Source organism: Flavobacterium sp. P21, from assembly GCF_050632225.1.
Taxonomy (GTDB): domain Bacteria; phylum Bacteroidota; class Bacteroidia; order Flavobacteriales; family Flavobacteriaceae; genus Flavobacterium.
The window spans coordinates 75,836-98,654 of the sequence record NZ_CP192585.1 but is presented as its reverse complement, the minus strand read 5'-3'; the positions used below and the strand labels follow the sequence as shown (position 1 = coordinate 98,654).

Sequence of the window (22,819 nt, the reverse complement as noted above, 5' to 3'; positions counted from 1 at the left end):
TTTTTTTATTAAAATTTTCATTTCTGTTGTAACATTTTAATAGTTGTCGTATCAAAAGGACGGATCCGATTTAATTAACAACTTAAAAACTATTAAAAATGAAAAAGTATATCATCTTAATTATCGCATTCTTATTCTCAGCATTATGTCTAAATGTTTTTGCACAAACAAAATCATATCCTTTTGAAGTTCTTAAAAGCGGAAAAGGGAAACAATCTATAATATTTATTCCTGGCTTTGCTTCTTCTGGCGAAGTTTGGAATGATACCAAAGCAGTTTTCGAAAAAGACTTCACTTGTTATACACTAACAATGTCTGGTTTCGCTGGAGTAAAACCACAACCAAATCCGTCATTTGAAAATTGGAAAAACGAAATTGCCAATTTTATAAAAGACAATAAAATCGAAAAACCAATTCTAATTGGCCACAGTATGGGCGGAGGATTAGCACTTGCCATTGCCGCTGATTATCCAGAATTAATTGGGAAAATTGTAGTTGTTGATGCGCTTCCGTGTATGGTAGCGTTGATGGATCCTTCTTTTAAATCAAAAGAAAATAATGATTGCACTGCAACCGTAAATCAAATGACATCGATGACAGACGTTCAATTTCTTGAAATGCAGAAAAAGACAATGCCAAGACTTTTGGCAGATGCTTCAAAAATGGATATGGTAGTGGATTGGAGCGTAAAATCAGACCGAAAAACATTCGGGCAAATGTATTGCGATTTTTCAAATACTGATTTAAGAGCGAAAATCGCACAGATAAAATGTCCAGCGTTAATTTTATTAGAGTCTTATTTTATAAATTTAAAACCAGCAATTGAGGAACAATATAAAAATTTAAAAACAGTCAATTTTCAATATGCAAACAAAGGTCTGCATTTTATTATGTATGATGACAAAGATTGGTATTTGGCACAATTAAACACTTTTATAAAATAATAAGAATGGAATTCGAACAAATCTACAAAACATATTGGGATAGAATTTTCAGGCTTTGCATGGGATTTGTTAATGATCATGACGCCGCACAGGATTTGACTCAAGAAACTTTTATAATTGTTTGGCAAAAACTGGAAACTTTTAGAAACGAGTCGGCTATTGGAACTTGGATTTTCAGAATTGCTTCTAACAATTGTCTGAGGCAGATTGAAAAGCAAAAGCGATTTCCAAAATCAGAACTTCCAGCTCATCTTTCTGAAGAAAAACAACAATCAATCGAACCGAAGATTCAGTTTCTTTATAAATGCATTGCTGAGCTTCCAGAAACCGACCGTATTATTATTTCATTGGAATTAGAAGAAGTAAAACAGGCAGAAATTGCCAAAATTGTTGGACTTTCAGAAGCGAATGTTAGAGTGAAAATTCACAGAATAAAAGAAAAACTGACTCAAAAATTTAAAGAAAATGGAAAACAATAATATAGACTTCAAAGATTTATGGAAAAAACAAGCTGTAAGTCAGCCCAATATGGAGGATTTGCTTGATCGCGTAAGTCAATTTAAAAAAGCTTCATTGCGCAGTTTATGGAAAACAAATATTATGCTTTTGGCGACTAGTGCTTTTATCATTTTTATTTGGATTTACTATCAGCCACAATTTATTTCAACTAAAATAGGAATCATCTTGGTTGTTCTTGGAATGGTGATTTATCTTTTTGCATCCAATAAATTATTTGGAAATTATAAAGATATTGATGCAACAAAGGACAATCATGAATATCTTCAAAAATTGGTTTCGATTCAAAAGAAACAGCAATTTTTGCAGACAAATATGATGAGTTTGTACTTTTTGATGTTAACCTTGGGAATTTGCCTTTATATGTATGAATATGCAAGTAGAATGAGTGTTATAGGCGCGAGTTTAACTTACGGAATCACTTTGCTTTGGATTTTGTTCAATTGGTTTTATATCCGCCCGAAACAAATTAAAAAACAACAATCAAAAATAAACAGCCTAATTGAAAAGTTTGAAGAAGTAAATAATCAATTAGAGTCTTAATCATGAAAGCTTTGCAGTATTGTGAAGCTTTTTTTGTCAAAAAATGTCAAAATGTCATTTTGTTAAAATGGTTCAGAAATTGTGATTGATTTTGTAACTTTAAAAATCAATCAAAAAAATACAAATATGGGAGGTGGATATTTATTACTTGCCGGTGCGATAATGTTGTTTAGCTGGATGGTAAGTTCAAAACTTAAAAGTAAATTCGAATTATATTCAAGATTGCAATTGCAAAACGGAATGAGCGGTAAAGAGATTGCCGAAAAAATGTTGGCTGATAACGGAATTACAGATGTTCGTGTTATTTCGACTCCAGGTCAATTAACTGATCATTATAATCCGTCAGACAAGACAGTGAATTTAAGTGAAGCAGTTTATAATCATCGAAACAGCGGCGGTAGCGAGCAGTTGCGAGCACACGAATGTGGACATGCGGTGCAACATTCTGTAGGGTATGAATGGTTGACAATGCGCTCAAAATTAGTTCCGATTGTGAATGTTGCATCAAGTTTCATGCAGTGGATTTTGCTTGCTGGAATCTTAATGATAAAAGCTTTTCCGCAGTTATTGTTGGTAGGAATCATTCTTTTTGCGGCAACAACTTTATTTTCGATTATTACATTGCCAGTCGAATATGATGCGAGCAACAGAGCTTTGGCTTGGCTTGAAAACAAACATATGCTGACGCAACAAGAGCAAGCAGGAGCAAAAGATGCCTTAAAATGGGCGGCAAGAACTTATGTGGTTGCCGCGATTGGATCGATTGCAACATTGTTATATTATATTTCGATTTATTCGGGAAATAGGAGGAATTAATTTAATTTGATAATTGAGATAATTAGTCAATTAGATAATTTATAGCAAACCCGACAGGCTTTTAAAAACCTGTCGGGTTTTGCTTTTGAAGTTAATCGAATTTCGGAATACAATATTTTTAATTATTGAAATACATTAATAAAAAAAGAATTGTCCAAATTCCGAGTATAATGTAAAATGAATTTACATATTGTATGTTTTCTGATTTATAGTATTTGAAAAGAAGCATAAGAGCCAAAATAATACTTGTTGGGATTGTCAGTAGGAACAGTAAAAAGCCCGCGCCTGGATTGCAGGCACTGCTTGGAATTGTTTTTTCTGCTAAGAATCCTATTATAAAATAGATAATAAAAAATACTAATGTTTTAATTTCTTTTCGAGCTATATTAATCATTGCTTGTGAAATTGGGAATTTATATTATCTAATTATCAAATTTTCTCATTTACACATTTACAATTGAATCTGTCTATCAATCTGCTGATCCAATGAAATGAAAGTTTCTGTTCTTGAAACACCTTCAATAGCCTGTATTTTGTTGTTTAAAAGAGACATTAAATGCTCATTGTCACGACAGATGATTTTAATCAAAACCGACCAGTTTCCGGTTGTATAGTGGCATTCTAGAACTTCAGGGATTTTTCTCAATTCTTTTACAGCTTCAGAGTTTCTAGAAGCTTTATCGAGATAAACTCCAATAAATGCCATTGTGTTGTAGCCTAAAACTTTTGGATTAACGGTAAATTTTGATCCTGAAATAACGCCAGATTGCTCGAGTTTTTTAAGCGCTGGTGAATTGCCGCGCCTGAAATGCCAATTTTATTAGCAATTTGTAATATGGGTTTTCGGGCATCGTCCATTAAGTAACGAAGAATCTCTTTGTCGATACCGTCAATTTCAATTAATAGGGAATTAATTTTCATAACTTAAAATTTGAAACTATTTCTAGCAATTTGGGTTTGGAATAGAAATCAAATGTAGTTAAAATGCTCAAGAAATAGAAATTCCAATTTTTAAATCCCAAATTCCAATAAAAGAAAAATGAGACATAAATGTTTTATCCTTAAAGCTATCAGAAACAAAATTTAAAAACATAGCCCGTGGTTTCAACCACGGGAATCGAAAGTTTACAAAAAACAAAAATTCCAAATCCCAAGTGATTAAGTTGGAATTTGGAATTTAAATATTTTTCGGTTTGTCGATTTATTTTCCTTTGTTTGCTTCGGCGATGTATTTTTCTAAAGCCATTGTCATAGAAGGAGTTTCAGGAGTTGGAGCAAGAATATCAATTCTTAAACCATGATCTAAAGCTTCTTTTTGAGTTGTGCTTCCAAATACTGCGATTCTAGTATTATTTTGTTTAAAATCAGGGAAGTTTTTAAACAAAGATTTAATTCCTGTTGGACTAAAAAATGCTAAAACATCATAATAAACATCTGCCAAATCAGACAAGTCGCTCATTACAGTTCTGTAAAAAATAGCCTGTGCCCAATCAACTTTTAAGTTGTTTAGTGTTACAGGAGCATCTGCATTTAATTGATCAGATGCAGGAAGTAAAAACTTCTCGTCTTTGTACTTTTTGATTAGCGGAGACAAGTCTGCAAAATCTTTTGCTCCAACGTAAATTTTACGTTTTCTGTACACAACATACTTTTGAAGGTAAAATGCAACAGCTTCAGATTGACAAAAATATTTCAATCCTTCTGGAACTTTGTAACGCATTTCATCAGCCACTCTAAAAAAATGATCTACAGCATTTCTACTTGTTAAAATGATCGCAGTGTAATGATTAAGATCGATTTTTTGTAATCGAATCTCTTTTGCGCTAACCCCTTCCACATGAATAAATGGTCTGAAATCAATTTTTATTTTGTGTTTTTGTTGGAGCTCAAAGTAAGGAGAATTCTCCACTTTAGGTTCAGGCTGTGACACCAAAATTGTTTTCACTTTCATATTATAAACATTTTCTAAGCACTCCCTTTTGTTAACCAATAATAAAGAAAATAATAAGGGGCTATTTCAAGAGCGCAAAGATATAAAATAAAATAAAATAACTTACTGATTATTGCATTTTGATACGTTTTAATTGAAATAAAATAGGAGTACAGGCTTATACACAGCGAAATGCCTATGATTGTCAACGGAACAATAGTTGGAATATTGTCATAATAAAATAAAACTGCGTTAATAGGAAGCAATAATACACCAATATAAGTTCGATAAGTGACTTTTTGTAAGTTAAAAAGATCGACAAACTCTTCAATATTGAAAGAAGTTGCAACAATTTTCTCGACTAAATATTTTGCCAAAATGAAATAAAGAAGAAATGTTGCAATCTGAATAAATAAAATCCAATCGGTTTTTAATACAATTTCTGCCGCTTTTGAATTCTGTGAAAATATATGCATTGTCAACTGAATAAAAAATGCAAATGAGATGACTTGCACAAAAAACAATCCAACCGTAAAACTGCTCTTCATATGGCTGTTGTCACGGTAAATTTTGGCATATTTATCAGAAAAAATTAGCTTGCTGAATTCCGAAAATCGAGTCTCATAAGCTGATTTTGTAATGGCAACAACAGCAAAGGTCAGGACAAATAAAGCAGTTGCCCAGTCTTTGTTTTCAATAATTCGAGGATGCAGGTGTTCAATCATAATGTCACAAAATTAGCAATTTTTTATTTCAATAGTTTTATTATGTATTTATTATGAAGCAAATGCTATAAAAAGTTTACTTTTGCGGTGAAATTACCGAGAAAAAAATGAGTGATAGTATTGTCATAATTCCTACTTACAACGAAATTGAGAACATAGAAAGTATAGTAAGAGCTGTTCTTTCGCAACATAAGCCTTTTCATCTTTTAATTATTGATGATAATTCTCCAGATCATACTGCGAATAAAGTGATTGCTTTACAGGAAGAATTTCCTGATAGATTGTTTTTGGAAAAAGAGCAAAAAAATCAGGTTTGGGGACAGCCTATGTGCATGGTTTTAAATGGGCGCTGGAACGCAAGTATGATTTCATTTTTGAAATGGATGCCGATTTTTCACACAATCCTAACGATTTAGAGAAATTATATGATGCCTGTCATTTTGGAGGCGCAGACTTGGCAATTGGATCACGTTATGTAAAAGGCGTAAATGTTGTGAACTGGCCCTTGAGCCGTGTTTTGATGTCGTATTTTGCTTCGGTTTATGTTAAATTCATTACCGGAATGAAAATTCACGACGCTACTGCAGGTTTTGTTTGTTATAAAAGACAGGTTTTGGAAAAGATAAATCTGAACAAAATCAAATTTGTTGGATATGCGTTTCAAATTGAGATGAAATATCGAACTTATTGTGGTAAATTTGAGATAAGCGAAGTGCCAATTATTTTTACGGACCGAACAAAAGGAGTTTCAAAAATGAGCAATGCCATTATTAAAGAAGCTATTCTTGGGGTGATTTCTCTTCGATTAAAAAAATTATTCAATACATTATAAATTATAGGCGATGAACAGGATTTTAATTAAAAATGCTAAAATTGTAAACGAAGGATCTATTTTTGAAGGCGATGTGTTAATCGAAAATGATTTGATTGTTGAGGTTTCAGACAGCATCAGCCTAAAAACTTCTGACTGTAAAGTGATCGATGCCGAAGGGAATTATTTGATTCCGGGTGCGATTGACGACCAAGTTCATTTTAGAGAACCAGGTTTGACGCACAAAGGAGATATCGAATCTGAATCGAGAGCGGCTGTTGCGGGAGGAATTACCTCTTTTATTGAACAACCAAACACGGTTCCGAATGCGGTTACTCAGGAAATATTAGAAGAAAAATACCAGATTGCTTCTCAAAAATCATTTGCGAATTATTCGTTTATGATGGGAGCAACTAATGATAATTTGGAAGAGGTTCTAAAAACAAATCCAAAAAATGTCGCAGGAATCAAGATTTTCCTTGGTTCTTCAACTGGAAATATGTTGGTAGATAGAGAAGAGACTTTGGAGAAAATTTTCTCAAGCACGCCAATGCTGATTGCAGTTCACTGTGAGGATGAAACTACAATTCAGAATAATCTTGCTCGCATTCAAAGAGCAATACGGTGAAGATATTCCGGTAACGGCGCACAATTTGATCAGAAGTGCTGAGGCTTGTTATATTTCATCTTCAAAAGCTGTTGCCTTAGCAAAGAAGACAGGAGCAAGGCTACATATTTTCCATCTTTCAACGGCAAAAGAAATGGAATTGTTTACCAATAAAATTCCGTTAGAAGAGAAAAAATTACTGCTGAGGTTTGTGTGCACCATCTTTGGTTTACCGACGAAGATTACAAAACAAAAGGAAATTATATAAAATGGAATCCAGCGGTGAAAACGGCTGAAGACCGTGCTGAACTGTGGAAGGCTTTGAATGACGGAAGAATTGACGTAATTGCAACAGATCACGCGCCACATACCAAAGAAGAAAAACAACAATCATATTTAAAAGCACCTTCTGGAGGTCCGCTTGTGCAACATGCAGTTGTAGCAATGTTTGAAGCGCATCATCAAGGGAAAATCAGCGTGGAGAAAATTGTGGAGAAAATGTGCCACAATCCAGCTAAAATCTTCAAAATTGAAAAAAGAGGATTTATCAAAGAAGGTTATTATGCCGATTTGGTAATTGTAAATCCGAGTTTGCCTTGGAGTGTAAACTCTGATAATATTTTGTACAAATGTGGTTGGTCTCCTTTTGAAAATATGGCTTTTAAATCGAGAATCACGCATACTTTTGTAAACGGAGAAATGGTATACAATAATTTCAAAGTAAAAGATGTGCGCGCTGGAAAAAGATTATTGTTTGACAGATAAAAAACTGAAATGAAGAATTTTGTATTTATAATATTGGTTTTGTTTCTTTCTGTAAGTTGTAAAAAAGAGATTGTAAAAGAGCCAAAAGGACTTATTGAAAGAGAGAAAATGATTGATATTATGTATGATTTGTCTCTTTTGGAGGCAATGAAATATCAAAATCCGCTGTCTTTAGATTCTGTTGAATCAGATCCTAAGAAGTTTATTTTCAAAAAATACAAAGTCGATAGTCTGCAATTTGCGCAAAGCAATATTTATTATGCTTCCGATTATGAAACGTATAAGGAGCTTTATGATGAGTTGGGAAAAAGATTGCAAGTAAAGGAAAGAGCAACTGATTCGATTCTTCAAATTGAAGAGAAAAAGCGACAAAAGCGGCTAAAAAGAAAGCAAATGAAAAACCAAAAGATTCTATAAAAACTCCGGAGAATCCAGCAAATGTTAATCCGAGAGCAAGAGAAAAACTTTTAGATCAATAATTAAAGTTTTGAAATATTTATAATGTACTTATGTACATCTTGAAAAACCGTTCCTAGAGCGGTTTTTATTTTTTCATTAGAATACAGATTTTTAGAATAAGAAGATTTTGCCGTAGCTCTTGTGAGGCGTCTTTTTTGGAAAAATAGAGTGGCAAAAATCGAATCGGTCATCCAAAGCACATTCATTAAAAAGGGTTTTGCATGAATGTATGGTTTTTTGATTTTCAAAACTGTAGCTATGGTGTCGAGAATATCTTTAAAAACTACATTTTCTGCTATCAAGGTAAAACGCTCATTTTTAATATCGCTTTTCATTAATTGAAAGGCTGTTTTTACAACATCATCAACAGAAATAAAACCAGTACTTCCGAGCGTGTAAAATGGTAATCCGTTAGCGACTTTTGTATATAATTCAGAACTTCCTTGATGTGGTTCTTTTGTTTTCGGAATTGGTCCGAGAATTACACCTGGATTTACTATTATAATATCAAGACCTTCCTGAACAGCACGCCAAACTTCCATTTCGGCACCATATTTTGAAATGGCATAATCGCTATGCGGTTTTTCAGGATTCCAATCGGTTTCTTCGGTAATATAAGTTTCATGCGAAGCTAAATCTCCCAAAGCGGCGATAGAGCTTACAAAACAGAATTTTTTGATTTCTCGAGCAATCGAAAAATTGACCATATTGGCAGTTCCTTCAATATTGGTTTTTCGGAGTGCATCTTCATCTTTTGGGTCAAATGAAATTAATGCGAGCACAGTGGTAAACATATTCGATATTGTTAAAAGCAATTTCGAGCGAAGGAACATCTAAAATATCGCCTTCAAGCCATTCTATTTTTTCGAATAAATAACCTTTTTTATAAAGCTCAAAAACTGATTTTGTTTTTTGAATATTGCTTTCGTTTCGGTAAATAGCCCGAACATTTTCTCCATTTTCAATTAAATGAAGCAATAAATGTGAGCCTACTAAACCTGTTCCTCCAGTTACTAATACCATTTTGTAAAGATAAGTTTTTGGTTGAAAGGTGCAAAGTGACAGAGAAACAAAGTTGCAGAGGTTTTTGATTTTATTTGAAATTCAAGTACCAATAAAAAATGCCGTCAGATTTTTTTATTTTCTGATGGCATTTTTTTTGATGTAATTAAATTGTTTAGAAAATAGTATACGCTAAAACAAGATCTACTGAGCTATAATTTGTAGAGTAATTTAAGTAATCACGCATTAATTGCTTTTTTGTGTTTAATCGAAGTTCGCCGCTAAATTTGTTTTTAAAATTATAACCTAATCCAAATGCGAAATTTGCTCCTGTGTTGCTTTTGAATTCTGTAACCGTATTATTGGCTACTTCAGTATAAGTTATGCTTGCCTTAGAACCAAAGTCAACCACATATGCCGCATTAATGAAAATTTTTGAATCTTCATTTAAAAACATGTAATGTCTGACTCCTAAAGGCACTTGAATTGTATTATAGTTAGCGTTTGCTTTGTATTCTTTATCAGGAATCGATACAAATCCTGTTGGCACCAGATATATTTTTTCGTTTTCATATTTTTGATAAGATGGATTTACAAAAATACTCCATTTGTTTTTATTGTAAGGCAAAACATATTCTGCTTCAAAACCAATTTTAAAAATAGCTTTACTGTCAAAATCTACATTAAAGTTTGGGTTGCCAGTGTTGTCGGCTGATAAAGAAACAAAACTTACTGCAGGAGCTATTTTTAAATGAAAAGCTCCTTTTACTGTGTTTTCTTCTGGTTTTGTAATAGCATCTGGATTGATAGCATTGTTGTATTTGGTGAAATACTTAACAAGATCTGTTTTTTTATAAGTAAGTCTTGTAATATCATTTTCGCTTATATTGTCCGATTTTACATTTTTAAAGAGTTGAGTTTTGTAGTCATTACTTTCAATAACTTTTTCAGCTCCCTCGTTGTTGTCGGCTTGAATGTATTTTACATTAATAAGCTGTTCTGTTGGAGTTGTTTTTGTTTCATAGAAGTAACGCGTAATGCTTTCGTCGCTATAGCTATATAGGGTTGCATCGCCTTTTACAAGGATTTTTAGAAAGATAACTTCCTCACTCCAAACAGGATTTTTATGAGTTAACATTTTTTTAGCTCATTGCTGGAACGGTCTATGTTTATTTTAAATCTTTTAAATGTCGTTTCATTGATGATTCCAAATTCTTGAACATTTGCAATGCTTTCAGTCTGAAAGTCCTTTTCATTAGGGTCGGTTTTGTATTTAAAATCTTTTGGATTGTTTTTCCAGTCTAGATTTTTGATAAAACATTCTGTTTGTTTTCCTTCATTGGAAATAAAATACCCTTTTTCAAAAGTAATTTGAGCATTGATAAAAGAGCCACAAAGCAAAAGGGTAAATAGTAATAATTTTTTCATTGTTATATTTTTGATGGCGGCGAAACTAGAAAAATAAAAATCACGATTTTTACGGGTTTCCACATTTTTGACTTTTTTTGCTTGAAAGTTTTTAGAAATTCAATTTTTCTTTGCTTTTATTGTATTTGATTTGGTGTTGCTTTTTGTGATTGATATTGACATTGATTACATTTGCGCAAAATATTTTAAAAATGAAGAATCTAGTTGAAGAATTAAAATGGCGCGGTTTGTACCATGATAGCATGCCAGGAACGGAAGAACAATTGCTAAAAGAGGTAACATCGGCTTATATTGGTTTTGATCCAACGGCAGATTCGTCGCATATTGGCAGTATGGTTCAGATTATTTTATTGGTTCATTTAAAGAATTTTGGCCATCAGCCAGTTGCTCTTGTGGGCGGTGCGACCGGAATGATTGGTGATCCTTCTGGAAAATCTGACGAAAGAAATCTGTTGAACGAAGAAACTTTAGCCAAAAATGTGGCCGGAATCAAAAGTGTTCTGTCTCGTTTCTTAGACTTTAATTCAAACGAACCAAATGGTCCAATTATGGTAAACAACTATGACTGGATGAAGGAATTCTCGTTTATTGATTTTGCACGTGAAGTTGGAAAACGTATCACGGTAAATTATATGATGGCGAAGGATTCTGTTAAAAAAGAATTAACGGAGAAGGTGAAGGGATGTCTTTCACCGAATTTACCTATCAATTAATTCAGGGATACGATTTTTATCATTTATATAAAAACAACAACTGCCTTTTGCAAATGGGAGGTTCTGACCAATGGGGAAATATTACCACAGGTACAGAATTAGTGCGTAGAATGGGTGGTGAAAACGCAAAAGCTTTTGCATTGACAACTCCATTAATCACAAAAGCTGACGGATCTAAATTTGGGAAATCTGAAGGAGGAAATGTTTGGTTGGATGCTGATAAAACTTCTGTTTACAAATTTTACCAATTTTGGGTAAATACAACAGATGCAGATGCTGAAAAATATATCAAAATCTTTACTTTCCTAGATAGAGAAACTATTGATGCTTTAATTGCAGAACATCAAGCGGCTCCGCATTTGAGAGTCTTACAGAAGAAATTAGCTGAAGAAATTACAATTTTTGTTCATAGTAAAGAAGAGTTGGAAAAAGCGATTCAGGCTTCAAATATCTTATTCGGAAATTCAACTTCTGAAGATTTGAAAAAATTGGATGAAAAAACTTTCTTAGAGGTTTTCGACGGCGTTCCGCAAGCTGAAATTGCAAAATCAGATTTAGAAAACGGATTGGATATCATCACGGTTTTAAACGAAAAAACAGGTTTCTTTAAATCAAATGGTGAAGCAAGAAGAGCTTTAACTGCAAATTCGATTTCTGTAAACAGAGAAAAAATAAAAGAAGATTTTGTTTTGACAACAAATGATTTGATCAATAATCAGTTTGTGTTATTACAAAGTGGAAAGAAAAATTATTTTGTGATAAGAACTGTTTAACTGTTTAATCGGTTAATTGTTTAATCGTGTTTTATGCCGATTAAACGATTTAACAATTAACCGATTAAACGTTAAAGAACCATCAAATTACAACCACGAATATCAGAATTATCAAAACGTCCCAATACCTCGAAAGAGTTGTTGGGATATTTTTTCCTAAATCCTGGGTTGCTATAAAAGAACATGAATTGATATTGGCCAAATCAATGACGTTAATTCCGCCAGTTTTTCCATCGTTTATATAAGTTAATGCATCTTCTGGATCGCGAATCAAGATGTTCATCCAAGACGGACATTCGAAAATGCCATCTCCTAAAGAATAGGCTTGCGCCAAAAGCTCCGTCATTCCATATTCTGAATGAATTGAAGAAACTCCAAAGCCTTTGCAAAGAATTTCATGAAGTTCTTCTCTGATCATTTCTTTGCGTTTTCCTTTCATGCCCCCGGTTTCCATAATAATGGTATTTTGAAGTTGAAACTGATGTTTTTCGATTAAATCTAATAACGCATAAGTTACTCCAATCAAAATTATATTTTGTCCAGCTTGATCTAATTCGATTAGCTTCTGGGTAAGTTCTCCGTAGTTGTGTAAATAAAACCCGCTTTCAGGCTGATTAGAGCGTTTTATTAAATCTTCTACCATATAAATTAAAGAAGAGCCGTCGCGCTCTAAATAAGACGGCAAAAGGGCTAAAACAACGTAATCTTCAATATTGCCGTAAAACTGTGCAAATCCTTGACGATAACTTTCTTCATAAAGTGAAACATCTGTAACTAAATGGCGACTTGTAACCATTCCGGTTGTGCCATTGCTGGTAAATGTTACTTGAGGAAAATCAGAATTAGAAACAACTTCGTGGCTCTTGAAAAATTGAATTGGCAAAAACGGAATTTGCTTTAATGTTTTGACCTGTTGCGGATTTACATTCAAAAAGTCACAGAAATCACGATATACCTTATTGTTCTCGTGCTGAAAACGAAACACTTTTAGTGCTATTTTCTCAAATTGTTTCTGACTCGAAATGGTAAATATATCGTTGGCTGTAATCAAAACTTTTTTTGCAAAGATATTGTTTTTAGTTTTCAGTCGCAGTTTTCAGTCGCAGTTTTCAGCTTTTAGTGAAACTGAAAACTGTGACTGAGACTGAAAACTAAAAAAGCTCCCAAGAAGGAGCTTTATATATTTTTATCTGATGATCAATTTTCGGGTTGCTGAGGCATTTTCTTCACTTATTTTAATGATATAAACGCCTGGAACTAAATCAGAAACGCTTAATTCTCGCGAAGTCAAATGCGTTTGAAGTACTTTTTTGCCCAGAAGATCAAAGATGATGATTTCTTTTTCCAAATCATTTTTGGTCGAAATATATACTTTTCCGTTGGTAACTGGGTTAGGGTACAAGCTTAGACCCTCAATAGAAGTCGTAGTTTCTTGAGGTTTTGGTAATTGCTTACTGTCTTGTGCCGAAACACTTACAGTAAAGAAAAATGCCAATAAGAATGTAATATAAAAGTAGTTTTTTGCCATCGCATTTATTTGATACGTAAATATACAAAAAAAATTACAAAAATTACGCCAAAAAAAACATCCTAAATATTTAGGATGTTTTTAACAATTTATGTTCGAAGTAAATTATTTGATCAAGTTTGCACCATCAACTGTAGCCCAAGCTCCAGCAGTTAATGAAGCTCCAGTAGCTGTAGAACTTGGCGTGAAAGTTCCAGTTGGGAAAGCAACTGTAAAAGTTGAAGCACCAGCGATTGGGATGATGTTTGTTGTGTTAGAAATTTTGATATTTAAAATTTTAATTTTAGATGTTTTTACTTGATGATCATTTGTAGCAAGCATCTAAAATACTAACTACTGCACCTTGGTAAGTAGTTGTACTATTTGGAACTGTGAAGTTTCCGTAACCATCAACAACGATGTTGCTGTATTCTCCGTTACCTTCTCTTTTGAATTGGAAAGCATCAACTTGGTTGTCTGCACCTTCAGGAACGTTTCCAGCTTCTCTTTTAAAGTAATGTTAGAAACTTTTGGTCCGAAAGCATTGTCATTTGCAGAAGCTTCGATTTCCATTCCGTAGTTACCTTTTCCAGTTTGGTAAGCATACCAGTTAGTATTAGCTTGACCTTGCCATCCATCTTGCCAGTCAAAAGAGTCATCAGTATTTCCGTACGAAATAGCATTTGTCATACTAACAGTTCCTCCGAAGAATTCGAATCCGTCATCAGCACCTTTATAAGCTACTAAGTGATCTAAAGTTGTTCCAGAACCTACAGAGTAGAATGTGAAAGCGTTGTTTTCTTTGTTACCGTCTGCTAATTTAGAACCAGCGTACTCAACTCTTACATAGTTTAATGAACCACCGTTGTGAGTTGCGTTAGATCCTCCGTAAGAAATATTGTTTCCGTCTTCAGAAGTTGAAGAAGTTCCTCCTCCAGCAACTTTTGCGGGTGCATCACCATACATGATGATACCTCCCCAAGAACCTGGAACTTTAGATTTTTCTGTAAACACAACTGGTTTATCAGCAGTTCCATTGATGATAAGTTTTCCTCCATTCAAAACAACTAAAGCGTTGTCTCCGGTAGCTTTGTCTATAGTGATTGTAGATCCTGCGTCAAAAGTTACAGTTACACCTGAATTGATTTTTACAATTCCTTTTAAAGTGTAGTTTCCGTAAGCATAAGTTTTGTTTGCAGTGATAGGACCTGTAATTTCGCCTGTAGCAGGTGGTGTAACAGGAGTTGAGTCATCGTCGCTTGAGCAAGAATTAAAAAATAAACCTGCGGCAAGTGCTAAAGCAAGAATTTTAGTTTTCATAGTTTTTGTGTTGTATTATTCGTTTTTATTTTTGTCAAAATTATGAGGTTAATCTCTTTAAGGTGTTATCGAAACATTACATTACAGTTATCAAAAATTGATTAAAATGTGAAGAGAATGTTAAGTGAATCTTTGCAAATTGTAGCCATAAAAAAAGCTCCAGATATCTGGAGCTTTCAAGTATATTGTGTTCTTAATATTAGAATGTGTAGCCAACTTTAACAGAGAATCCTACACCTTTTTTATAGCTGTTTGCTAATAAAGATGGTTCATCAACTTTTACTGTTCCGTTGTTTCCAAATTCTAATTGTCTAGCAGGGTTTAGTAAGTTGTCTGCTGTAAATTTCACATCAAAATGGTCTGAAATTTTGCTTCCCCAAACAAAGTCTAATTGAGATACCGGCAATTCATAAGTATTGTCCTGACCGTTTGTTCCTACGGCATAAATTCTTTTTCCAAATACACCATAAACAAGTGACATAGTGTTTGTCCAATCTTTACCTAAATTGAATTCATATTTCAAATCAGAATTCACTAACCAATCTGATGCACCTTGTAATGATCTTGTTTGGTGTGTTTCAATAGAATTTTTAATAGTCACAACTCCGTCCTCATCTTGAGATTCGTAAGTTTTGGCAACATTTACTTTAGTTGACATTAATGACGCGTTCAATCCGAAAGAGAAATGCTCAAGTTTGTCGCTAATTCTGTTTAGTCCTAAAAGGAACTCAACTTCTGCTCCGTATAAAGTAGCGTTGTCTGAATTTAAGAAAGTAGTCACAGTTCCTGATGTCGCATTAGCAATAAATGTTCTTTCGATTGGATTGTCAATATATTTTCCAAAAACACCAAAAGCTAACATTTCTTTAGATGTTGGGAATATTTCATATTTTAAATCAACATTATAGTTGTCGCTATTTTTCAATAATGAGTTACCTTGTGTAGAAGTATTGTCAGCATTGATGTATGAAATCGGGAAAGCTTCCATTACAACTGGTTTTGTATATGTTTTACTTGTCTGCGAAACGAATATTAGACGTTTCTGTCATAAGATATTTCAAGTTTACAGAAGGTAAAACATAAAGATTGTTGTATGTTTTTACTTTGAATGGATCATCAAAAGAACCTAAAGTTCTGAAATGAGTTTCTTTGATCGTGTTTTCAACTCTTAAACCTCCATTAAGTTCAAACTTGTCAGCAAATTTCCAGAATAAGTTTGCATAACCTGCATTAGCGCTTTCGTTAAGTTTTACTTTGTAAGTTGCGTTTGAGCTTTCAGCAAAATATACAGAACCGTTGCTGATGTCAGTTCTAATTTTGCTATCAATATTGTTTATGTCATTTGATGAAAATGCACTACCATAACTTGCAACAAATCGGTAAGAAGATTCCATTTTAGAAAAGTTTCCGTTATAACCAACAGTCAATTTGTTTTGTTTTTCTTTTCCAAATTTTAAGTTGTACTCTAACAATGCAGAAACATACACATTGCCATCAACACTTAAATATTGACGTAAGAAATTGTTTGCTCCATAAGAAGTGTTGATTTGGTTGTCAGTTTCTTGAGTACCAGTATAGAATTTTCTGTCTGGTTGACCATATTTTGTATTTGCATAAGATACACCACCTTTTAAAGTTTGGTTTTTATCTTCTGTCAAATTGTATTCTCCTAATAATTGCGCATTTAAATAATCTGTTTTATCCAATTGATTCGTACGGATAAAGTTGTTGTTGATACCATTATTGCTTAAAACTCCGTATTGATCTAAAATCGAGTTTAATGTTGTTTTTAAGTATATAGTATTGAAAGATAATTTGTATCGTTCAGCTGAATAGTTCACACCAACTAAAGCCGAAGTGCTAGTTTTGAAACGGTATTCTGTATTGATGAAATTATTGTTGTATTTATCACCAAGAGTTTGTAGTGTTCTGTTGACACCTTCTCTAACTGCAAAGCTATTATCGAAATTAAGAGATAATAAATAAGAAACATTGCGGTTGTTGCTTAAGTCAAATTTTTCTGCGTGTAAAAAATTGAAGCTTGAGTTAAGAGGGCTTTTGCTTTTGCTTACGTTAAAACCTTTATCACCACTTACAGAGTTTAATGCTTGATCTTGTGTAAAAGTTGTTCTTCCAGCAGTTTCACCTAAGAAACTTGGCAATTCTCTGTCTTTTCCATTAAACCCAAAGAAACCTGCCGCAGAATTTGCATCTCCAGAAAGCAAGAAATCTTTAAAGCTGTTTCCAGTTGTATATCCTGCTCCAAGATTTATTTTGGTAATGTTTTTTGTTGGTTTTGAAGTTTGGATATTGAAAGTTCCTCCAGCAAAATCCCCGTAAATGTTTGGGTTGAAAGTTTTGTAAACGTCAATTACACCTACAATGTTTGTTGGAAACAAATCAAGGGGAACAATTTTTGAATATGGGCTGTTTGAAGGCGCGACAAGATCATTGATCAATAAGTTGTTGTAGCGATCTTCAAGACCACGAACAAATATTCCTCTTGAACCTACTTTTGAAATTCCGGTTACTTTTGTCAAACCTTCTTCAACATCGCTTACACCTTTTCTAGACATTTCCTGAGCACCAATACTTTGTTTGATTACAACAGCATTTTTTTGGTCTAATAATAAGGCAGTTTCTTTTTCTTTGTTAGCTGTCGATTTTACAACAACATCTTTAAGAGTATAGCTTCCTGATGAAAGTACCTGGTTAACAGTAACTGTTTCTCCAGCTTTCACAGTAACAGGTTTTTCTACATTTTCATATCCAACGAAACTGAATACTATAGTGTAAGTTCCAGGATTTACAGTCAATGAATATTTTCCGTCAATGTCAGTGTTGGCACTGATGTTTGTTCCTTTTAATAAAACATTTGCAAAAGGAAGTGCTTGATTGTTAGATTCTTTGTCGGTTAATACACCAGAAATCGTACCTTTGTTTTGCGCGATCGAAATCGAACAGATAAATAATGTGATTAATAGAAATTTTAAATTGAATTTCATTTCAGTGTTGTGTTTAATTTATTTTGGTGCAAAGAAAGAACCGCATTGTAAAGTTCATGTTAGCCACTTGTTATGTTTTTGTGTTGCTAAGATTATCAAATTGTTACCAGATTAAATTACCGTTAACCGTAATTTTTAACAGTTATTTTGTTACTATCTTTACGCTGTGAAATAAAAAACATCAAGTATATATTAATGAAAATTTGATGTTCAAATCTCAATTTTTGCTATTTATGAAAAAAACACAAACTAAGATTTTATTAGTTGACGATGAACCAGATATCTTAGAAATCGTTGGCTATAACCTTGCTCAAGAAGGCTATCAAATTGTAACAGCTTCAAACGGAAAAGAAGCTATAGCAAAGGCTCAGAAAGAATTGCCAGAATTGATCATTATGGACGTAATGATGGCCGAAATGGACGGGATGGAAGCTTGTGAACACATCAGAAAAATTCCAGAACTAAATAATGTTATCATAACATTCTTAACCGCAAGAAGCGAAGATTATTCGCAAGTAGCTGGTTTCGACGCAGGTGCTGATGACTATATTACAAAACCAATAAAACCAAAATTATTGGTAAGCAAAGTAAAGGCTTTGTTAAGAAGGTTAAAAGAACAAGAAATCGTTACGGATACTATAAATGTAGGCGGAATCGAAATTAACCGTGAAGAGTACAAAATCATAAAAGGTAATGTCGAAATTGCTTTGCCAAGAAAAGAATTCGAATTATTCTATTTGTTGGCTTCTAAACCTGGAAAAGTTTTTAAAAGAGATGAAATCCTTGATAAAGTTTGGGGCAATGAAGTGGTTGTAGGCGGAAGAACAATCGACGTTCACATCAGAAAGCTTCGTGAGAAAATCGGAGAAGACCTTTTTAAAACCATAAAAGGAGTAGGCTACAAATTTGAAGTCTAATCCTTTTAAGACGCTAAGGTTCTAAGATGCTGAGATTCTAAGGTTTAATCCAAAACGAATTTTAGTTAAAATTTAAACCATATAAGAAATTGAAGTTCATTACATTTATATGATCTTTAATTTCTTATATGGTTTTTGAGTTAAACTTAATTTTACTTAATCTCTTAATGGTTCACTATTTTTAATGAAAATCAATTTTAAAAAAACATACAAATTCGCAATAAAATCGGCCTTGTATATCAGTCTTTTCTCGACAGGATTTGTGCTGATGTTGATGTCTTTATTTTATAAAAACCAATTAAAACATCAAATTGCTTTCGGAATAGTATTTATTATTTCAGTTTATATTTTTTCTTTTTTGGTTTTGCAATATCGTGTCGAACGTTTCATTTATCGACGAGTAAAGAAAATTTATGATGAGGTTTCGTTGCTAGAATCTACGCCACTTATCAATCAGCCGATAACAACTGATATGGAAACGCTTTCGCGCGAAGTGAAAAAATTCGCCACAGATAAAAAGCTTGAAATCGAAATGCTTGAAATCCGTGAACAATACCGAAGAGAGTTTCTTGGGAATGTTTCGCACGAACTTAAAACGCCCCTATTTACAGTTCAAGGTTATGTTTCAACTTTGCTGGACGGAGCGATGGATGACAAACACATTCGTAAAAAATATTTAAAACGTGCCGAAAAAGGTGTAGAACGTCTTATATATATAGTAGAAGATTTGGATATGATTACCAAATTAGAATCGGGAGATTTGAATTTGAATATGACCGATTTTGATATCGTGGAATTGATTCAGAATGTCTTTGATTTGCTAGAAATGAAAGCCGACAAAAAGAAAATCAAATTAGCTTTTGAAAGTAAAAATGTTCAATCGGTTATTATTCGTGGTGATCAAGATAGAATTCAACAGGTTCTGGAAAATCTTATTGTGAATTCTATTAAATATGGAAAAGAAGGCGGTTTGACTGAAGTTGGTGTCGTGAATCTTACTAAGAAAAAAGTATTAATCCGAATCAGTGATAACGGAGAAGGAGTAGAAAAACAAAATATTTCTAGACTTTTTGAACGTTTCTACCGAGTTGACAAAAGCGGAACTCGTTCTGAAGGAGGTTCTGGTTTAGGATTAGCAATTGTAAAACATATTATTGAGGCGCATAAAGAAAAAGTCTATGTAGAAAGTGAATTCGGAATTGGTTCAGAATTCTCTTTTACGCTCGAAAAAGCCAATAAAACGGTAAAATCTTAGGTTAAATAATTGTAAGTTGGGTTTTGCTAAAAGGCGTAAAACAAGACTTTTAACAATAAATAAACATTAGGCTTCGGCGCCTAACATTAAATTTTTATTATAGTAACATCTGGTTAATGATTTGTTAACATAGGTGATACATCTTTGCATCCTGAAACTAAGGGTAAAAGAAAAATGATAAAAAAATAGTTCTTGTGATGACAATATTGCTTACAGCGGCAATAAATGCACAAGATGTAAATCAGCAAAATGTAAACAAACAAGAAGTAAAAAATGAAGTACTTCGTATTTTAGATTCTATCAATAAAGCAAAACTTCCAGAAACAAAGTCTGGAGGAGGTATTGAAGAGCATTGGTACGATAAAATCTCTTTAAGAGGTTATGCCCAAATTCGATACAATGGTTTGTTTTCTACAAACGACAAAGTTGCTTGCGACCAATGCGACAGATCTTGGGGAACAACTTCAACCGCTCCCGATGCCAAAGCAAACAATGGACTTTTTATTCGTCGAGCGCGTTTAGTGTTTTCTGGGCAGGTTCACCCAAATGTTTTCTTCTACTTTCAACCTGATTTTGCTAGTTCTCCAGTAACGGGAATCCAGAATTTCGTTCAAATTCGAGATTTATATTTTGATCTTTCTTTTGATAAGAAAAGAGAATATCGTGTTCGTGTCGGACAAAGTAAAATTCCATATGGATTCATAAATATGCAGTCTAGTTCACAACGTTTAACTTTGGATCGTCCAGATGCAATAAACAGTTCAATAGCAAATGAGCGTGATTTAGGATTGATTTTTTATTGGGCGCCAGCCGAAATCAGAGAGCGTTTTGCTATGTTGGTAAAGGATGGCTACAAAGGTTCAGGTGATTTTGGTGTGTTTGCATTCGGAGTTTATAACGGACAAATTGCCAATAAAATTGACGCCAATAGAGATTTGAATGTAGTAGCCAGAGTATCGTATCCTTTTGTGATTGGAAGCCAGATTATCGAACCTGGAATTCAGGCTTATGATGGAAAATGGGCTTTTACAGATGAAATTTCTACAGGCGTGATTGTTAATGATCCTAAATATGTGAAAGATGAAAGAGTAGGAGCAACTTTTGTTTTATATCCAAAGCCTTTCGGAATTCAAACGGAATATAATATCGGAAAAGGACCTCGTTATAATCCAGCAACAAATACGGTTGACGAAACGAGTTTGAATGGAGGTTATGTTTTGCTAAACTACAAATGGGATTACAAGAAACAACATATTTATCCTTACGCTCAATTTCAATATTATGACGGAGGCAAGAAATATGAAAAAGATGCCAGAAGTTATGTTGTAAGAGATTATCAATTTGGAATCGAATGGCAACCAATCAAAGCATTCGAATTAACTGCTGAATATGTTATTGCTGATCGAACTTTTGAAGACAGTGCTCGTCCAATTAATAGACAAGAAGGAAATTTACTGCGTTTGCAAGCACAGTTTAACTTCTAAAAAGAATAAAAATCTGTAATTATCCGTTTAATCAGCGTTTAAATCGAATGCTGATTAAACGGATTTTTTTATTGTACAGAATTATTCTTCAAAAACTGAAAACAAAGCGTCCCAGTCAATATCACTTTTAAATTGTGTCAATCCTTTAAACGAATTTACTTTTGAAAGATCTTCAATGCTGAAGTCATCTTGCATTGCATATGGCACTAAATTTTCATTTTGAAGTTTTATGGCCAAATATTCTTGCTCATATTGTCCAGGAGTTGGAATAAAAAAGGCTTTTTTGCCCAATTTTGCCAAATCCATAACAGTCGTATAACCAGAGCGACAAAGCACAAATTCACTTTCGTTGAAGGTTTGCTCCAGCTGTTTTGAATTCATGAAATTGTAATACGTCACATTTCCTGCCTGCCATTTGTTTTGTACTTTCTCCACAATACCTTGAACAAAAACAACTTTTCCTTTGAAATTTGCCACTTCTTTTTGGAGTTTTTGATCTAAATATGTTCGTTGAGGTTCAGGGCCAGATAAAATAATCATTAAATCATAAACGATTGGAGTTTCCTTTTTCTTCATTCTGCTTAAAGGACCAATGTATTTTAACTTCAGATCATTTGTTTTCAAATGGCCTAAATCTCCAGTAAGATTAGTTTCTTCATTCGAATCCGGAACCCAGCATTCTGTATATTTTTTGATAATATGTTGATGACATTTGCTCGTAAACCAAGTAGTATTTCCAGTCATAACATTCAGTTGATGCGTCATAAATACCGAAGGAACTTTTTTGCTGTATACGCCCAAGCGGTTGTCTGAAATAATACCATCAATTCCATGCTTTTTTATCCAAGAATTGACAATCTTTTTTCGTCTAGAATGGCCGTAATCATTTTTGGAAGATTCTTGATGAGTTTCCATTTAAAGTTTTTGCCGTTTTTGGCATATTCGATATGATACGAAGGCAATTCTAGTGTCTGTATGTATGGAAATTCTTTTCGTAACAAAGCCAGCGCAACTCCATCAGAAGCGATAATCGGAATGAATTTGTTTTCCTGAAGCGCTTTGATAATTGGGATACATCTAGTGGCATGGCCTAATCCCCAGTTTAATGGAGCAACTAAAATTGTTTTGTTCGCAGAATAGTCAATGCTCATAAGTTTATACGCTTTTTAAAAAACGAAGATAAAGAAATATGTTTTTTATGATATTTCGGACATATTACTAAATTATTAACTGAATATTTTATTTGAGGTTCTAAGGGACTAAGGTGCTGAGGGACTGAGGTTCTTGTGCTTTGCAAAT

General features: G+C 33.4%; 18 protein-coding genes and 7 pseudogenes. 11 read left to right on the top strand and 14 right to left on the bottom strand.

The annotated features are described in order from the left end of the window. Nucleotides 1–98 precede the first annotated feature (98 nt). The 4 genes from ACQ9BO_RS00490 to ACQ9BO_RS00475 all read left to right on the top strand — a co-directional run bounded on the left by ACQ9BO_RS00490 (nt 99) and on the right by ACQ9BO_RS00475 (nt 2,819). Entirely contained in the window at nt 99–944 is an 846-nt protein-coding gene (locus ACQ9BO_RS00490; RefSeq protein ID WP_431243227.1) for an alpha/beta fold hydrolase, read from the top strand. A 5-nt stretch (nt 945–949) separates the two neighbouring features. Further along, nucleotides 950–1,423 carry an RNA polymerase sigma factor gene (locus tag ACQ9BO_RS00485; RefSeq protein WP_431243226.1) on the top strand — a complete coding sequence of 158 codons (474 nt, stop codon included), beginning with the start codon at nt 950–952 and terminating at the stop codon, nt 1,421–1,423. After that, nucleotides 1,410–2,003 carry a hypothetical protein gene (locus ACQ9BO_RS00480; protein WP_431243225.1) on the top strand — a complete coding sequence of 198 codons (594 nt, stop codon included), beginning with the start codon at nt 1,410–1,412 and terminating at the stop codon, nt 2,001–2,003. Before ACQ9BO_RS00485 ends, ACQ9BO_RS00480 begins: the two co-directional genes overlap by 14 nt. A 126-nt stretch (nt 2,004–2,129) precedes the next feature. Continuing rightward, on the top strand, nt 2,130–2,819 hold the full coding sequence (locus tag ACQ9BO_RS00475) for a zinc metallopeptidase (protein ID WP_431245044.1): 690 nt from the start codon (nt 2,130–2,132) through the stop codon (nt 2,817–2,819). Between the two features lie 118 nt (nt 2,820–2,937). On the opposite strand, the gene ACQ9BO_RS00470 is transcribed toward ACQ9BO_RS00475, so the two are convergent. From ACQ9BO_RS00470 to ACQ9BO_RS00455, 4 genes and pseudogenes are all read right to left on the bottom strand, one after another. Beyond that, entirely contained in the window at nt 2,938–3,213 is a 276-nt protein-coding gene (locus tag ACQ9BO_RS00470; RefSeq protein WP_431243224.1) for a hypothetical protein, read from the bottom strand. A 57-nt stretch (nt 3,214–3,270) separates the two neighbouring features. Then, nucleotides 3,271–3,740: pseudogene (locus ACQ9BO_RS00465) on the bottom strand (Lrp/AsnC family transcriptional regulator). A gap of 280 nt (nt 3,741–4,020) precedes the next feature. Then, nucleotides 4,021–4,770: a uroporphyrinogen-III synthase gene (locus ACQ9BO_RS00460; RefSeq protein WP_035653304.1), complete on the bottom strand. Its 750-nt coding sequence runs from the start codon at nt 4,768–4,770 to the stop codon at nt 4,021–4,023. Nucleotides 4,771–4,784: 14 nt separating this feature from the next. Continuing rightward, nucleotides 4,785–5,474: a DUF4271 domain-containing protein gene (locus ACQ9BO_RS00455; protein ID WP_431243223.1), complete on the bottom strand. Its 690-nt coding sequence runs from the start codon at nt 5,472–5,474 to the stop codon at nt 4,785–4,787. A 107-nt stretch (nt 5,475–5,581) separates the two neighbouring features. Between ACQ9BO_RS00455 and ACQ9BO_RS00450 the strand changes: the two are divergent. From ACQ9BO_RS00450 to ACQ9BO_RS00440, 3 genes and pseudogenes are all read left to right on the top strand, one after another. Next, nucleotides 5,582–6,306 (top strand): annotated as a pseudogene (locus ACQ9BO_RS00450) (polyprenol monophosphomannose synthase). 10 nt (nt 6,307–6,316) lie between these two features. Beyond that, nucleotides 6,317–7,657 (top strand): annotated as a pseudogene (locus ACQ9BO_RS00445) (dihydroorotase). Nucleotides 7,658–7,666: 9 nt separating this feature from the next. Continuing rightward, a complete protein-coding gene (locus tag ACQ9BO_RS00440; RefSeq protein WP_431243222.1) occupies nt 7,667–8,074 on the top strand; it encodes a DUF4296 domain-containing protein in 408 nt (135 codons plus the stop codon). Between the two features lie 62 nt (nt 8,075–8,136). Here the strand turns inward: ACQ9BO_RS00440 and ACQ9BO_RS00435 are convergent. From ACQ9BO_RS00435 to ACQ9BO_RS00425, 3 genes and pseudogenes are all read right to left on the bottom strand, one after another. After that, nucleotides 8,137–9,139, bottom strand: a pseudogene (locus ACQ9BO_RS00435) (NAD-dependent epimerase/dehydratase family protein). Between the two features lie 154 nt (nt 9,140–9,293). Next, entirely contained in the window at nt 9,294–10,256 is a 963-nt protein-coding gene (locus ACQ9BO_RS00430; protein ID WP_431243221.1) for a hypothetical protein, read from the bottom strand. Next, the gene (locus ACQ9BO_RS00425; protein ID WP_431243220.1) at nt 10,250–10,546 is read right to left on the bottom strand and encodes a hypothetical protein; all 297 of its coding nucleotides are present in this window, start codon (nt 10,544–10,546) and stop codon (nt 10,250–10,252) included. The genes ACQ9BO_RS00430 and ACQ9BO_RS00425 overlap by 7 nt, the downstream gene beginning before the upstream one ends. Before the next feature lie 191 nt (nt 10,547–10,737). On the opposite strand from ACQ9BO_RS00425, the pseudogene tyrS reads away from it, so the two are divergent. Continuing rightward, a pseudogene (gene tyrS / locus ACQ9BO_RS00420) lies at nt 10,738–12,032 on the top strand (tyrosine--tRNA ligase). Between the two features lie 71 nt (nt 12,033–12,103). On the opposite strand, the pseudogene ACQ9BO_RS00415 reads toward tyrS, so the two are convergent. The 6 genes and pseudogenes from ACQ9BO_RS00415 to ACQ9BO_RS00390 all read right to left on the bottom strand — a co-directional run bounded on the left by ACQ9BO_RS00415 (nt 12,104) and on the right by ACQ9BO_RS00390 (nt 17,864). Continuing rightward, nucleotides 12,104–13,083: pseudogene (locus tag ACQ9BO_RS00415) on the bottom strand (acyl transferase). Between the two features lie 135 nt (nt 13,084–13,218). Continuing rightward, entirely contained in the window at nt 13,219–13,560 is a 342-nt protein-coding gene (locus ACQ9BO_RS00410; protein ID WP_431243219.1) for a T9SS type A sorting domain-containing protein, read from the bottom strand. Between the two features lie 105 nt (nt 13,561–13,665). Continuing rightward, nucleotides 13,666–13,881 (bottom strand): hypothetical protein, encoded by a 216-nt coding sequence (locus ACQ9BO_RS00405; RefSeq protein WP_431243218.1) that lies wholly within the window; start codon nt 13,879–13,881, stop codon nt 13,666–13,668. Between the two features lie 12 nt (nt 13,882–13,893). After that, on the bottom strand, nt 13,894–14,859 hold the full coding sequence (locus ACQ9BO_RS00400; RefSeq protein WP_431243217.1) for a hypothetical protein: 966 nt from the start codon (nt 14,857–14,859) through the stop codon (nt 13,894–13,896). 199 nt (nt 14,860–15,058) lie between these two features. After that, complete coding sequence (locus ACQ9BO_RS00395; RefSeq protein WP_431243216.1) at nt 15,059–15,847, bottom strand: TonB-dependent receptor domain-containing protein; 789 nt, start codon at nt 15,845–15,847, stop codon at nt 15,059–15,061. Nucleotides 15,848–15,869: 22 nt separating this feature from the next. Beyond that, on the bottom strand, nt 15,870–17,864 hold the full coding sequence (locus ACQ9BO_RS00390; RefSeq protein ID WP_431243215.1) for a carboxypeptidase-like regulatory domain-containing protein: 1,995 nt from the start codon (nt 17,862–17,864) through the stop codon (nt 15,870–15,872). A gap of 233 nt (nt 17,865–18,097) precedes the next feature. On the opposite strand from ACQ9BO_RS00390, the gene ACQ9BO_RS00385 reads away from it, so the two are divergent. The 3 genes from ACQ9BO_RS00385 (at nt 18,098) to ACQ9BO_RS00375 (ending at nt 21,520) form a co-directional block, all read left to right on the top strand. Next, nucleotides 18,098–18,781: a response regulator transcription factor gene (locus ACQ9BO_RS00385; protein WP_026728392.1), complete on the top strand. Its 684-nt coding sequence runs from the start codon at nt 18,098–18,100 to the stop codon at nt 18,779–18,781. 184 nt (nt 18,782–18,965) lie between these two features. Beyond that, entirely contained in the window at nt 18,966–20,036 is a 1,071-nt protein-coding gene (locus ACQ9BO_RS00380) for a sensor histidine kinase (protein ID WP_431243214.1), read from the top strand. Between the two features lie 197 nt (nt 20,037–20,233). Then, a complete protein-coding gene (locus tag ACQ9BO_RS00375; protein WP_431245043.1) occupies nt 20,234–21,520 on the top strand; it encodes a porin in 1,287 nt (428 codons plus the stop codon). An 81-nt stretch (nt 21,521–21,601) separates the two neighbouring features. On the opposite strand, the pseudogene ACQ9BO_RS00370 reads toward ACQ9BO_RS00375, so the two are convergent. After that, nucleotides 21,602–22,671: pseudogene (locus ACQ9BO_RS00370) on the bottom strand (glycosyltransferase). Nucleotides 22,672–22,819 lie beyond the last annotated feature (148 nt).

Bases quoted from the DNA above. Each gene is read 5' to 3' on its own strand.
- ACQ9BO_RS00390 (WP_431243215.1), bottom strand. From the start codon at position 17,864: ATGAAATTCAATTTAAAATTTCTATTAATCACATTATTTATCTGTTCG.
- ACQ9BO_RS00455 (WP_431243223.1), bottom strand. From the start codon at position 5,474: ATGATTGAACACCTGCATCCTCGAATTATTGAAAACAAAGACTGGGCA.
- ACQ9BO_RS00490 (WP_431243227.1), top strand. From the start codon at position 99: ATGAAAAAGTATATCATCTTAATTATCGCATTCTTATTCTCAGCATTA.
- ACQ9BO_RS00440 (WP_431243222.1), top strand. From the start codon at position 7,667: ATGAAGAATTTTGTATTTATAATATTGGTTTTGTTTCTTTCTGTAAGT.
- ACQ9BO_RS00375 (WP_431245043.1), top strand. From the start codon at position 20,234: ATGACAATATTGCTTACAGCGGCAATAAATGCACAAGATGTAAATCAG.
- ACQ9BO_RS00425 (WP_431243220.1), bottom strand. From the start codon at position 10,546: ATGAAAAAATTATTACTATTTACCCTTTTGCTTTGTGGCTCTTTTATC.
- ACQ9BO_RS00430 (WP_431243221.1), bottom strand. From the start codon at position 10,256: ATGTTAACTCATAAAAATCCTGTTTGGAGTGAGGAAGTTATCTTTCTA.
- ACQ9BO_RS00470 (WP_431243224.1), bottom strand. From the start codon at position 3,213: ATGATTAATATAGCTCGAAAAGAAATTAAAACATTAGTATTTTTTATT.
- ACQ9BO_RS00385 (WP_026728392.1), top strand. From the start codon at position 18,098: ATGAAAAAAACACAAACTAAGATTTTATTAGTTGACGATGAACCAGAT.
- ACQ9BO_RS00480 (WP_431243225.1), top strand. From the start codon at position 1,410: ATGGAAAACAATAATATAGACTTCAAAGATTTATGGAAAAAACAAGCT.
- ACQ9BO_RS00380 (WP_431243214.1), top strand. From the start codon at position 18,966: ATGAAAATCAATTTTAAAAAAACATACAAATTCGCAATAAAATCGGCC.
- ACQ9BO_RS00410 (WP_431243219.1), bottom strand. From the start codon at position 13,560: ATGGCAAAAAACTACTTTTATATTACATTCTTATTGGCATTTTTCTTT.
- ACQ9BO_RS00400 (WP_431243217.1), bottom strand. From the start codon at position 14,859: ATGAAAACTAAAATTCTTGCTTTAGCACTTGCCGCAGGTTTATTTTTT.
- ACQ9BO_RS00405 (WP_431243218.1), bottom strand. From the start codon at position 13,881: ATGCTTGCTACAAATGATCATCAAGTAAAAACATCTAAAATTAAAATT.
- ACQ9BO_RS00475 (WP_431245044.1), top strand. From the start codon at position 2,130: ATGGGAGGTGGATATTTATTACTTGCCGGTGCGATAATGTTGTTTAGC.
- ACQ9BO_RS00460 (WP_035653304.1), bottom strand. From the start codon at position 4,770: ATGAAAGTGAAAACAATTTTGGTGTCACAGCCTGAACCTAAAGTGGAG.
- ACQ9BO_RS00485 (WP_431243226.1), top strand. From the start codon at position 950: ATGGAATTCGAACAAATCTACAAAACATATTGGGATAGAATTTTCAGG.
- ACQ9BO_RS00395 (WP_431243216.1), bottom strand. From the start codon at position 15,847: ATGGAAGCTTTCCCGATTTCATACATCAATGCTGACAATACTTCTACA.